Raw genomic sequence first — 11942 nt, 5'->3', positions numbered from 1 at the left:
CCGAGACCGGCTGGCGGCTGACCGGCCGCAAGATCTATTCGACCGGCGCGCCGATCCTGAAATGGTATTCGGTCTGGGCGAAAACCGACGAGCCGGAGACGCGTGTCGGTTTGTTTCTGGTTCCCGCCGGGTTGCCGGGAACGCGGATCGAAGAGACCTGGGATCATCTCGGCCTGCGCGCCAGCGGCAGCCACACCGTGATCTTCGACGATGTGGTGTTTCCGCTGGACTCTGAGATCGACGTTCGTGGGCCCGACGACTGGAAGGTTCCCGACGTCACCCAGGCGACTGTGCACGCGATCTTCGTCGCCGCGATCTATGACGGCATCGCCCGCGCGGCGCGCGACTGGCTGGTCAAATTCCTCAAGGAGCGGGTGCCCGCCAATCTCGGCGCGCCGCTGGCGACGCTGCCGCGCATCCAGGAGGTCGTCGGCGGCATCGAGGCTCGGCTTGCGGTCAACGCCCGCCTGATCGACAGCTTTGCCGCCGATTTCGATAACGGCTTCCCGCTGTCCGCGATCGAGTCTAACATCATCAAGCCGACGGTGACCAATAACGCCGCAGCAGTGGTGGAGGATGCCTTGTCGCTGACCAGCAATCACGGCCTGTCGCGAACCAATCCGCTGGAGCGGCATTACCGCGACGTGCTGTGCGGCCGCGTCCATACCCCGCAAGATGATGCCACCCGTGTCTCCGCCGGACGCTCCGTGCTGGGCGTCTGAAACAACAGCCAACAACAACAACAACAACGGAGTTGTCAGTCATGCCGGTCGAGTTCATCGGCTTCATCACCAACAACAATGCCTCCGAGACCATCGTCCGCTCAGGCCCGGTGCTCGATCCGCCCTATATCGAGACCGTCGCCAAGGCCCATGAGCTGGCCGGCTTCGACCGCGCGCTGCTGGCGTTCCACTCGACCACGCCGGACGCGCTGCAGGTCGCGCAGCACGTCCTGACCATCACCAAGCAGCTCAAGGTGATGATCGCGCAGCGTCCGGGCTTCACCGCGCCGACGCTGTTGGCGCGCCAGCTCGCGACGCTGGATCAGTTCTATGGCGGCCGCGTCTCGCTTCACGTCATCACCGGCGGCAACGCCATCGAGCTGCGCCAGGACGGCAACACGCTCGACGACAAGGACGAGCGCTACGCCCGCACCAGCGAATTCCTCGACGTGGTGCGGCTGGAATGGAGCAGCGAGAAGCCGTTCAACTACAGCGGCAAGTATTACAACGTCGAGAACGGCTTCTCGCAGGTGAAGCCGTTGCAGAAGGGCGGCATCTACACCTTTGTCGGCGGCGGCTCGGACGCCGCGGTCGAGGTCGCGGGCAAGCACGCCGATACCTTCGCGCTGTGGGGTGAATCCTACGCGCAGGTGCGCGACGTCACCGCGCGGGTGCGCGCGGCCGCGGCCAAGCACAGCCGCCCGACGCCGCGCTTCAGCCTGTCTGTGCGGCCGATCCTGGCCGACACCGAGGAGAAGGCATGGGCGAAGGCGGAGCATATCCTCGCGCGCGCCACCGCGTTGCAGGACCAGACCGGTTACCGCCGGCCCAATCACGCGACCGACGGCGCCAAGCGGCTGCTGGCGCTGGCCGATCAGGGCACGCGGATCGACAAGCGGCTGTGGACCGAGATCGCAAAGCTCACCGGCGCCAACAGCAACACCACCGCGCTGGTCGGCACACCCGAGCAGGTCGCCGAAGTGTTCGCCGATTATTACGATCTCGGCGTCAGCCACTTCCTGATCCGCGGCTTCGATCCGCTGGTCGATGCCATCGACTATGGCCGCGAGCTGATCCCGCTGACCCGCAAGCTGATCGAAACGCGCGACCAGCAGCGGGGGATCGCCGCCGAATGATCCGTCTCATTGTCGCGGCGGCGCTTGCGCTCGTCGCCATCGACGCCGCCGTCGCGCAGACCACGCTGCGCGTCGGCGACCAGAAGGGCAATTCGCAGGCCGTGATGGAAGCGGCCGGCGTGCTCAAGGACGTTCCCTACAAGATCGAATGGAAGGAATTCGCCGCCGCGGCGCCGCTGCTGGAGGCCTTGGGCGCGGGTGCGATCGACACCGGCCTGGTCGGCGATGCGCCGTTTACGTTCGCGGCCGCCGCCAAAATTCCGGTGAAGGCGATCGCGGCTGTGCGGCAGTCGCGCGACGGGCTCGCAGTCGTGGTGCCGGAAAATTCCCCGATCAAGAGCTTCGACGATCTGCGCGGCAAGAAGATCGCGACCGGCCGCGGCTCGATCGGCCATCAGCTGATCCTGGCCGCGCTGGAATCGAAGGGCTGGCAGGCGAGCGACGTACAGATCGTGTTCCTGGCGCCGTCGGATGCCAAGGTCGCGTACACGCAAGGCGCTGTCGACGCCTGGTCGACCTGGGAGCCTTATGTCAGCCAGGAAGAGGTGCTGTTCAAGTCGCGCCGTGTCATCACGGCCGACGGCATCACGGGCGGCCTCGGCTTCCAGGTCGCGACGCCGGATGCGATCAAAGGCAAGCGCGCCGAGCTCGAGGATTTCGTGCGTCGCCTCGCGGCCGCGCGCGCATGGTCGCAGAACAATGTCGAAGGCTACGCTGCGACCTGGGGCAGGCTGATGAACATCCCGCCCGCGGTGCCGCTGAACTGGCTGACGCGGGCCAAGATCCGCATCGCGCCGATCGACGACAGCGTGGTGGCCGACGAGCAGAAGACCATCGATCTCTACGACCGCTGGGGCCTGATCCGGCAGAAGATCAACGCCGCCGACATCGTCGACCGATCGTTTGCTGCGGCGGTGGAGAAGGGCGCGGGCCTGTAGCGTAGCCGCGCGGGCGGTGCGCGTAATCGCGCAATTGCGACACAGAGTTTTCCCGTCACCCTGAGGAGCCGCGAAGCGGCGTCTCGAAGGGTCAACGGCCACGGACGGGGCCACGCATCCTTCGAGGCTCGCTGCGCTCGCACCTCAGGATGACGCGGTGACACATTTCCAACGCTACGCTACGCGCTTCCGCCCCTGAAAGCGGGCGAGATGAAGCGAAGCCACGGACAGATACCTCCGCTAACGAAACCGTGATCCCTCAAAACGTCCATTCGGTCCGCGAGCGTCGCCTGGCAAGAATTTTCCCCGCCCGGCACCTTCCAGAACCGCAACGTTGCTATTTTCGCCGCGGCCTTGCCGCACCCACCGGCGCTGCCAAGATCAATCATACGAACAATCGAGTCCGGGAGATCACCATGGGCCTTCAAGAAACTCGCATCGAGTCGCTGCCGTTTGTGACCGCTGAACTGAATTATCTCGCGCCGACGCCGGGCAAGCCCCGGACTTACGCTTTCGATCCGCCGCCCGGCGAACCCAAATCCACCGCACTGCCCGAAGCTCACAATGTCCTGATCTTTGACGGGCGTCTGATCGCCGACAGCTTCTCGCTCGATCGCGAAGGCTTTGCGCTGGTCAAGCATCCGACCTTCGTAAAGGACTATTACGACGACAACGAGGTCCGCAACGTTTACTACCCGGCCGTCGAGGCTTTCCTCAAGGCGACGCTGAAGGCGGATCGCGTTTTCATCTTCGATCACACCGTGCGCAAGCGTGTCGAAGGTGCGGCGGACATTCGCGGCGGCGGCCCGCGCCAGCCCGCCACCCGCGTCCATGTCGACCAGACCGCCGTCTCCGGCCACAATCGGGTGTTCGAGCACTTGCCCGACGAGGCCGAGCAACTCGTCAAGGGCCGCGTCCAGGTGATCAATTTGTGGCGCCCGATCCGCGGCCCCTTGCGCGATTCGCCGCTTGCGATGGCCGACGGCACCACGGTCGCGCCGGAGGATCTGATCGCCTCCGACCTGATCTACCCGAACCGCAGCGGCGAGACCTATTCGGTGAAGTACAATCCGAATCACCGCTGGTTCTACATTCCCGAGATGACGCCGGACGAGGCGATCCTGCTGAAATGCTACGACTCGGCGACCGACGGCCGGACGCGGTTTGGACCGCACACCGCCTTCGTCGATCCGACCACGCCGGCGGATGCTGCGCCGCGCGAGAGCATCGAGCTCCGCACGCTGGTGTTCCATAAGCAGTAAGGGGCGCGCTTCCCATAAATTCGTCATGCCCGGGCTGAAGCGCGAAGCGCGTCTTCGCGCAGATGTCCCGGGCATCCACGCCTTCGGCTTCGCGTGAAGAAAGACGTGGATCGCCGGGACAAGCCCGGCGATGACAGCATCGCGGGCGTTGCCTCCAAACTTGGCACCCCTGTCCCAATAATGTTACGCCCGTCCCCCAACTGCTTGGGGAAAGGGCGATTCATGGACGGCGTGGTGACGAAGGAAGCAGCGGGGATCGGGTTCCGCGCCCTGGTCCTTGCCCTTCTGGCGTTGGCCTCTGGCCATATGCTGTCGACGCTGCTGCGCACGATCCCCGCGATCAGCCTCGATCTGATGGCGCGAGATTTTGGCACCTCGCCACAGGCGCTGGCGAGCCTCACCTCGATCTATCACTTCTCCTTTGCCGCCTCGCAAATCCCGGTCGGCGCCGCGATGGACCGTTTCGGCGTGCGGCCGGTGTCGCTGAGCCTTCTCGGAGGTACCGTGGTCGGGACACTGGTCTCGGCGCTCGCCACGGGGCCCGCGAGCTTCGTGCTCGGGCAACTGATGCTCGGCATCGCCACCTCGGGCATGCTGATGTGCCCGATGACGCTGGCGGCCAAGCAGATGTCGGCGGCAAAGTTCGGCCTGTGGTCCGGCCTGATCCTCTCGATCGGCAATATCGGCATGCTGCTGTCGGCGAGCCCGCTGGCCTTCGTGGTCGATCAGTTCGGCTGGCGCGCCGGCTTCTGGGGCTCGGCCGGCTTCGGCATTGTGGTGCTGATCGCGGTATTCGCGCTGGTGCCGCGGCAGCCGGCGGCGCATGCGGACGATTCCTCGCCCTTGCAGCAGATGGCCGAGGTGCTGCGGCTCGGCCTGTCGCGCGGCCTGCGCGGATTGATCGCGCTGTCGCTGGTGTCGCTCGGCGCCTCGCTGGTGCTGCGCGGCCTGTGGGGCGGGCCGTGGCTGATGGATGTGAAGGGTCTGAGCCGCATCGAGGCCGGCAATGTGCTCGGCCTGTTCACGCTGGCGATGATCATTGGCCCGGCCTGTATCGGCGCCATCGATCGCAAGTTCGGGCATCGCCGCACCATGGTGGCGTCGACCCATGCCGTCGCCGCGCTGCTGCTGGTGCTGATGGCCGCCGGCGCGCCGCATTTCCCGGTCTCGACCCTGCTCGGCGCCGCCGTGATGCCGGTGCAGTATGACCTGGTGCTGCTGATCCTGATCGGGTTTGCGACCTCGGCGCAGCCGCTGATCTACGGCATGACGCGGCAGCTCGTCGACGCCCAGAACACCGGGAAGGCGCTGTCGTCGGTCAATCTCGCGTTCTTCCTCGGCGCGGCGCTGCTGCAATTCAGCACCGCCGGCGTTGCTGCGCTGTTCGGGCTGCCCGCGGTGCTGCTGTTCATTGCAGGCGCCCTGGTGATCGGCGTTGTGCTGTTCCTGATCTATACCAGGGCTGCCACTGCCTAAAGCGGGATGAGTTTTGGTTGAATCGGCTTGGCGCGGTCTCGGTTCACCTCTCCCCGTTGGGGAGAGGTCGGATTGCGCTTGGCGATGCGAAGCATCGTCCAGTGCAATCCGGGTGAGGGCTCTTGCTCCCTCGATAGACCGTAACCCCTCACCCGATTTGCTGCGCAAATCGACCTCTCCCAAGGGAGAGGTGAACTTTCGACGCCGTTCCAGCTCAACCTAATCTCGTCATGCTCTAGTTTAGATCGTCTGCGCCTGCTTGCGGATTTCGTTGGCAAGCGGCCGCAAGGAATTGACCCCGCGCGGCCCGACGAGGCTATAGCCCGTGCCACCGTCGGCCCAGGAGAAACCGGCGACGTCGCCGCCCGAATGCGCGGCCATCGGCGCGTTCTGATCCGACGTCATCGGACGGGTGAGGACCACAAGCCGCTCGCCGTGATCATCGTCGTACATGAACATGGCCGCGGGACCGTGCGCCGTCGGCACCACCCGTCCGCCCATCAAACGATATCCCGACTTGCTCAGATCCGGCAGCTTGACCGGCTGACGCAGCCTGTTGGAGACCCATTGCACAAGCTCGGCGCTGTCGCGCAGCTCGACCGGCCGCGTGTGATCGGAGGCGTAGACCTTGTAGGAATCGCTTGCTTCTTCAGCCAGCGCCGCAAGCCCGCCGGCCGGCGCAAATGTCGCGCCACGGATCATCCATCCGCCAAGGCCGCCGATCGAGAGCATCAGCATCGCTGCGATCGCCCAACGCAATGACGAGGGGCGGCGGCGCGGGCGCTCGATCATCCTGGCGAGGTTGAGCTGCGGCGGCAGCGGTTCCTCGGCAATCGGCAGCAATGCCGATCGCAGCAGGTTACGCTCGTCGGAGTAGGCGGCGATGCGCTTGGCCATATCAGGATGCTTTTCCAGATAGGCACTGATTTCCGCCTCGCGCTCCGGCTCCAGCGCGCGATCCACATAGGCATGCAGATCGTCTTCGGTAATGGGTCGATTGCTCATGTCTTGTTCCGCAATTGCACGACATTATGATCCAGTTGGCCGGCAGTGCCCTCCAACTCTTGATGGAGCCGCTCGCGGGCGCGCGCCAGCCGCGACATCACCGTACCGATCGGCACGCCGAGCACCTTCGCGGCGTCAGCGTAGGACAAATCCTCGACGCCGACGAGCAGGAGGACCGCACGCTGGTCATGCGGAAGCTTTGCGAGCTTCGCCATGACGTCGCGATACATCACCTTCTGCTCCTGCGCGGCTTCCTGACCGAACGCATCCTCGTTGGTTTCGTCGATCGCGACATGGACGCCGCGTGTCGTTGCGCGGCGAAACTGGTTGATGGCGAGATTGTGAAGGATGGCGAACAGCCACGGGCGCGGATTGTCCGACCGCCGCTGCTCCCAATGAATGACGGCGCGTTCCAGGCAGTCCTGCACCAAATCGTCGGCCGCTGCGTGGTCGCGGACGAGGGCCCGCGCATACCGCCGCAAGGCGGGTATCAGCGGTTCGACGAGGCGCAGCATGTCGTTCATGGCGTTTGCACCTGGATGACCGCACCGAGTTTCGCCGGTTCGCCTGATGCGATGACGAGATAGCGCCGTTCCGCCTTGGCCGTGCTCTGCACGATCTGGCGGATCGGACCAGCGGCGTTGACGATCGCAGAGCCGGCGGGATTGGTCATGAAGGCTGCCAGAGGCTCCACCGATCCCGTGCCGTCGGCATGTTCGGCCAATCCTAGCACGTACCGCTGCTTGGATTCGAGCCCGGTGACCGATGCCTGCACCACCTGGATCAGGCCCTGATCGAACAGCGAGACGCTGGTCGGCGGCTTGTCGCCCTTGGCCTCGTGCTTCGGCGCGAGCGCGAGGTGGGCGGCCTGGCCGGCGACGCCGAGCGCCTGCAGGTTCTGACGGTCATCAGGATTCGGCGCGGCGTTCGGCACATAGGCGATCGCCTGCGGCGCCTGACCGATCGGGATGTTGGCGATCACCTTGTTGGTCGCGGTGTCGATCGCGGCCAGCGCATCGGCATTTTCCAGGCCGACATAGACCCGCGTGCCGTCGCCGGACGGCCAGATGCCGTGCGGCAGGTTGCCGACGGGAATGGTCGCGACTTCCGAGAAGTCGTCGGTGCGAAACACCTTGACCTCGTTGGTGCCGCCGACCGTCACATAGGCGAAGGTCCCTTTGGCGGTCTTCGCGAAATTGACGTGGTTGGTAATCGGGCCGGTGTCGATCGTCTTGATCAGGTTGAACGGCGGCTTGGCGTTGAAGACCTGCGTCTTGCCGACATCCTTCAGCGTGAACCACACCTGTTCGCCATCCGGGGTCGCTGCGATGTTGGGGCAGAACGGGCTTTCCTGCTTCACTTTCGCGACGATCTGATGGTCGGCGACCGAGACCACGTCGGTCTCCGGATTAAATGAGGAGCAGATGTAGCCGTATTTGCCGTCGGGCGAGAAGATCTGCATGCCCGGTCCCGCCGGCACCTCGATCCGCATCGTTTCCTTGAAGCTCTGCGCGTCGATCACCGAGATGTAGTTCTCGCCCCGCACGGTGACCCACACTTCCTTGCCGTCGGGCGTGAAGAACGCCTCGTGCGGCGAACGCCCGACATAGGTGACATGCTTGACCGCGTTGGTTGCCGTGTCGATGAAGGTCACCGAATTCGAGCCGATCGAGACGATGGCGAGGGTGTGGTGGTCGGGCGAATAGCCCATGCCATGGACCAGCACCTGCCCCTTGTAGAGCGGGCTGAAATTGCCGGGCTGCGGGTCGCCGAGCCGGATGACGCCGAGCAGCTTGTTGTCGACGGGATCGGTGACCGACACCGTGTTCGAGAACTGCTCGGCGGCGTAGACGCGGTCGTGATGGCTGATCGGAATGTCGGGCGAAGACGCGGCGCCCGGCGCCTGTCCCGCAAACGCCGATGTCGAGAGCGCGATCAAGCTGGTGGCCAACAGGCCCTTCATGAATTGGCTCGTCATCACTTGGTCTCCTGCTTCATCATATCGTGGTGCATGTTCATGTGATCGTGCGTGGTCGCCGCCGGGCCGGGTTTCGCGCCGGGTTGCTGTGTCGGGGCGGGTGTCGCGTCCGTGACCTGTTCACCGAGCGCGAGCTTCATGGCGTCGATCTCCTGGCGTTGCTCGACGATGATCTCCTGTGCGATCCGGCGCAGGCGCTCGTTCTTGCCGTAGCGAAGCTCGATCACGGCCATGTCGATGGCGCCCTGGTGGTGCGGCGTCATCATCGCGACGAAATCGCGATCGATGTCGCCGCTCGGTTTGGCGGCCATGTCATTCATCATCTTGGTCATCGCCGCATCGTTTTCGGCGAGGAAGGCGCTCTCGTCGGCCGTCTGCGCGGTCTGGACCGGATGATCGCCGTCATGCGCGAACGCGGCCGCGGCAACGGCGAGCAGGAGGGCCGCGCCGAGCGGCGCGAGGCCGGGTTTGAGGAATCGAGGAAGCATTGCGTCACCCTGCGAGTTGTCGGGGAAGTCTGAGCGGTTCGGCCTTTGGGGCCGGCTTGCATGGGTGGGACGCGGTGGCGTGAGTTCTATTCCGTCGCCGGGTCGAAGATTGTTGATCACGACTTGCTGATCGACGGAATGCTCCGTTCCGGCCGAACCGGCCGATTTGCGATCGGCAAGCCACTGGCTATAAGAGGGAATTCCGGTTCCGCTCGGCCGGTTCCTCGATCCTCGCTGCGCAATCCCACGCGCCAACAAGGCCAAGATGTCCGCCAAGATCGATCCAATCACCCGCTCCGTGGTCCAGCACCGCCTGTCGTCGATCGTGAAGGAGATGGGCGAAGCCATGCTTCGCACCTCCTATTCGCAGATCCTCAATTCCAGCCGCGATTTCTCGCTGGCGATCTGCGACACCAGCGGGCGGCTGATCGCGCAGGCCGATCACATCCCGGTGCATGTCGGCGCCTTGCCGTGGGCGACGCTCGCGGTCGAGGAACGCTTCAAGGATGTCGCGCCCGGCGACGTCATCCTGCTCAACGATCCCTATCAGGGCGGCAGCCATCTGCCTGATCTCACCGCCTTCGTGCCGGTGTTCGACGGCGGCAAGCGATTGCTCTGGACCATCGTGCGCGCCCATCAGAGCGACATCGGCGGCGCCACGCACGGCGCCTACAATCCGGCCGCCACCGAGATCTATCAGGAAGGCATTCGCATTCCGCCGATCAAGCTTTATGAGGCCGGCAAGCCGCGCGAGGATCTGCTCGACCTGCTGGCGCTGAACATCCGCAACCCCAGGGAATTCCGCGGCGACCTCGCGGCGATGCTGGGCGCCGCGCATCTCGGCGAGCGCCGTGTGTCAAAGCTGTTCAGCGAGTTCGGCGCGGAGACGGTCGAGGCTGCGATCGATGCCATTCTTGATGCGACCGAGCAGCAGACCCGCGCCGTGGTGTCCACATGGAAGGACGGCGTGTTCTATGGTGAGGCTTTGCTCGACGATGACGGCCACGGCCGCACCGACATCAAGATCGCGGCCAAGGTGACCAAGAAGGGCAGTGACATCGAGGTCGATCTCACCGGCTCCGATCCGCAGTCGACGAGTTTCGTCAATTCGTCGCACGCCAACATGCAGGCCGCGGTGGCGATGGCCTTTGCCTATCTGATCGATGCCGATATTCCCAAAAACACCGGCGCGCTGCGGCCGCTGAAGGTGGTGGCGAAGCAGGGCACCATCGTGTGGGCCGATCCCGGCCGCCCCGTGACGCTGTGCACCAGTCACCCTTCGAATGAGATCGTCGAGGCTATCATCAAGGCGATGTCGGCCTCCTGTCCGGACCGCGTGATGGGTGGATGGGGCCGCCGCTTCCGCATCGCGATCCAGGGCGAGGATCCGCGCAACGGACGTAATTTCATCTGGCACATGTTCCAGGCGCGGCCCGGCGGCGGCGCATCGCCGGGCGGCGACGGCTATTCCTCGATCGGCGAGTGGCATTCGGTTGGCGGGCTCAAATTCGGCAGCATCGAGGTTGCCGAGGTGCGCTTTCCCTTGCATTTCCGCCAGCACGAGTTCCGGCCGGATTCCGGCGGCGACGGCCAGCATCGCGGCGGGCTCGGCGTTGCGCTCGACATGGTGCTGGAGACGGCAAAGCCCGCCAAAGGCAACACCGCGGGCGACGGCGCGCGGCACGGCCCCTGCGGCATGCTCGGCGGCAAGGACGGTGAGCCGCACCATTACCGCCTCTTGTCGGAAGGCCGCGCGCCGCGCGTGCTGAAGACCAAGGAGGTCGGCATCGAGTTGCGCCCGGGCGATTGCCTGGAGATTCGCTCGTCCGGTGGCGGCGGCTGGGGTCCGTCCGAGAAGCGAACGGCGGAGGCGCGGGCGCGCGACGCAGCCCAAGGTCTGGTTTCGAAAGCGGTATAGGGCAGCGATGTACACGATTGGGGTTGACGTCGGCGGCACCTACACCGACCTGGTTGCGACGGATCAAACCGGGCGCACCGTGTTCGCGAAATCACCGTCCACGCCGGCCGATCAGTCGATCGGCGTCATGGCAGGACTTGAGGAACTGGCGCGCCGTCTCGGCGTCACGCGCGCGGCGATGCTCGCAGCAACCGATCGCCTGGTGCACGGCACGACGGTTGCGACCAATGCGTTGCTCGAACGCAAGGGCGCTAAAGTCGCGCTCCTGACCACCGAGGGCCATCGCGACGTCGTCGAGATGCGCGAGGGGCTGAAGCCGGATCGCTACGATCTGCGCACGCCGCCGCCCGAGCCTTTGGTGCCGCGCGAGCGACGGTTTGGCGTCCGCGAGCGGCTGAAGGCCGACGGCAGCGCAGCGGTCGCGCTTGATGCCACAGCCCTCGGCGATGTCATCGCCGAGGTGAAACGATCCGGCGCGAACTCAATTGCGGTCTGCTTCCTGCACGCCTATCTCAACCCGGCGCATGAGCTCGCCGCGGTCGAGCGGCTGGCGAAGGAGCTGCCCGATGTCAGCGTGTCGCGCTCGAGCGACGTGTTGCCGCAGATCAAGGAATATGAGCGCGTCTCGACCACGATCGTGAACGCCTATGTCGCGCCGACGGTGCGGCGCTATCTCACCAATCTGGAGCGCAGCCTGCATGAGGCCGGCTTCAAAGGCTCGCTGTTTGTCGTGCTGTCGCATGGCGGCATGGCGCCGGTCGAGGAAGCCTCGCGGCTTGCGGCGGGCACCGTGCTGTCGGGCCCGGCCGGCGGCATTTCCGGCAGCCGTCGCTGCGCCGAGATGCTCGGGATTCCCGATCTCGTGCCGTTCGACATGGGTGGCACCTCGACCGACATCTCGCTGATTGCCGACGGCGAAGCCTCGCTGTCGGCCGACGGCATGCTGGCGGGCCAGCGCATCGCGCTGCGCAGCCTCGACATCGCCAGCATCGCGGCGGGCGGCGGCTCGATTGCCGGTG

General features: G+C 65.3%; 11 protein-coding genes. 7 read left to right on the top strand and 4 right to left on the bottom strand.

Features of this window, described 5'->3' with window-relative positions:
- The 5 genes from H8B02_RS38920 to H8B02_RS38900 all read left to right on the top strand — a co-directional run.
- Window positions 1–722: acyl-CoA dehydrogenase family protein (locus tag H8B02_RS38920; RefSeq protein ID WP_229171032.1), on the top strand; the 722-nt coding region annotated here is incomplete at its 5' end.
- 41 nt (window positions 723–763) lie between these two features.
- Entirely contained in the window at window positions 764–1858 is a 1095-nt protein-coding gene (locus tag H8B02_RS38915; RefSeq protein ID WP_229171031.1) for an LLM class flavin-dependent oxidoreductase, read from the top strand.
- Window positions 1855–2796, top strand: coding sequence for an ABC transporter substrate-binding protein (locus H8B02_RS38910; RefSeq protein WP_229171030.1), 942 nt, complete (start codon window positions 1855–1857; stop codon window positions 2794–2796). Before H8B02_RS38915 ends, H8B02_RS38910 begins: the two co-directional genes overlap by 4 nt.
- Before the next feature lie 416 nt (window positions 2797–3212).
- Window positions 3213–4058 carry a CmcJ/NvfI family oxidoreductase gene (locus H8B02_RS38905; RefSeq protein WP_229171029.1) on the top strand — a complete coding sequence of 282 codons (846 nt, stop codon included), beginning with the start codon at window positions 3213–3215 and terminating at the stop codon, window positions 4056–4058.
- A 222-nt stretch (window positions 4059–4280) separates the two neighbouring features.
- A complete protein-coding gene (locus tag H8B02_RS38900; protein WP_229171028.1) occupies window positions 4281–5534 on the top strand; it encodes an MFS transporter in 1254 nt (417 codons plus the stop codon).
- Between the two features lie 240 nt (window positions 5535–5774).
- Here the strand turns inward: H8B02_RS38900 and H8B02_RS38895 are convergent, their stop codons facing one another.
- The 4 genes from H8B02_RS38895 to H8B02_RS38880 are packed head-to-tail and all read right to left on the bottom strand — an operon-like array spanning window position 5775 to window position 9005.
- Window positions 5775–6539, bottom strand: coding sequence for an anti-sigma factor family protein (locus H8B02_RS38895; protein ID WP_229171027.1), 765 nt, complete (start codon window positions 6537–6539; stop codon window positions 5775–5777).
- Window positions 6536–7063 carry an RNA polymerase sigma factor gene (locus H8B02_RS38890; protein ID WP_229171026.1) on the bottom strand — a complete coding sequence of 176 codons (528 nt, stop codon included), beginning with the start codon at window positions 7061–7063 and terminating at the stop codon, window positions 6536–6538. The genes H8B02_RS38895 and H8B02_RS38890 overlap by 4 nt, the downstream gene beginning before the upstream one ends.
- The gene (locus tag H8B02_RS38885; protein ID WP_229171025.1) at window positions 7060–8517 is read right to left on the bottom strand and encodes a YncE family protein; all 1458 of its coding nucleotides are present in this window, start codon (window positions 8515–8517) and stop codon (window positions 7060–7062) included. The genes H8B02_RS38890 and H8B02_RS38885 overlap by 4 nt, the downstream gene beginning before the upstream one ends.
- Window positions 8517–9005 carry a DUF305 domain-containing protein gene (locus H8B02_RS38880; protein WP_229171024.1) on the bottom strand — a complete coding sequence of 163 codons (489 nt, stop codon included), beginning with the start codon at window positions 9003–9005 and terminating at the stop codon, window positions 8517–8519. The genes H8B02_RS38885 and H8B02_RS38880 overlap by 1 nt, the downstream gene beginning before the upstream one ends.
- 265 nt (window positions 9006–9270) lie before the next feature.
- Here H8B02_RS38880 and H8B02_RS38875 point away from each other — a divergent pair, with 265 nt between their 5' ends.
- Together H8B02_RS38875 and H8B02_RS38870 are read left to right on the top strand one after the other, a co-directional pair.
- A complete protein-coding gene (locus tag H8B02_RS38875) occupies window positions 9271–10923 on the top strand; it encodes a hydantoinase B/oxoprolinase family protein (RefSeq protein ID WP_229171023.1) in 1653 nt (550 codons plus the stop codon).
- A 7-nt stretch (window positions 10924–10930) separates the two neighbouring features.
- Window positions 10931–11942, top strand: a 1012-nt coding sequence (locus tag H8B02_RS38870; RefSeq protein WP_229171022.1) for a hydantoinase/oxoprolinase N-terminal domain-containing protein, incomplete at its 3' end; no start/stop codon positions are given.

Origin of the sequence: Bradyrhizobium altum (assembly GCF_020889705.1) — a bacterium.
Classification (GTDB): Bacteria; Pseudomonadota; Alphaproteobacteria; order Rhizobiales; family Xanthobacteraceae; genus Bradyrhizobium; species Bradyrhizobium altum.
This window is presented reverse-complemented; position numbering and strand designations above follow the sequence as displayed.

Bases quoted from the DNA above. Each gene is read 5' to 3' on its own strand.
- H8B02_RS38910 (WP_229171030.1), top strand. From the start codon at position 1,855: ATGATCCGTCTCATTGTCGCGGCGGCGCTTGCGCTCGTCGCCATCGAC.
- H8B02_RS38885 (WP_229171025.1), bottom strand. From the start codon at position 8,517: ATGACGAGCCAATTCATGAAGGGCCTGTTGGCCACCAGCTTGATCGCG.
- H8B02_RS38880 (WP_229171024.1), bottom strand. From the start codon at position 9,005: ATGCTTCCTCGATTCCTCAAACCCGGCCTCGCGCCGCTCGGCGCGGCC.
- H8B02_RS38875 (WP_229171023.1), top strand. From the start codon at position 9,271: ATGTCCGCCAAGATCGATCCAATCACCCGCTCCGTGGTCCAGCACCGC.
- H8B02_RS38900 (WP_229171028.1), top strand. From the start codon at position 4,281: ATGGACGGCGTGGTGACGAAGGAAGCAGCGGGGATCGGGTTCCGCGCC.
- H8B02_RS38905 (WP_229171029.1), top strand. From the start codon at position 3,213: ATGGGCCTTCAAGAAACTCGCATCGAGTCGCTGCCGTTTGTGACCGCT.
- H8B02_RS38890 (WP_229171026.1), bottom strand. From the start codon at position 7,063: ATGAACGACATGCTGCGCCTCGTCGAACCGCTGATACCCGCCTTGCGG.
- H8B02_RS38895 (WP_229171027.1), bottom strand. From the start codon at position 6,539: ATGAGCAATCGACCCATTACCGAAGACGATCTGCATGCCTATGTGGAT.
- H8B02_RS38915 (WP_229171031.1), top strand. From the start codon at position 764: ATGCCGGTCGAGTTCATCGGCTTCATCACCAACAACAATGCCTCCGAG.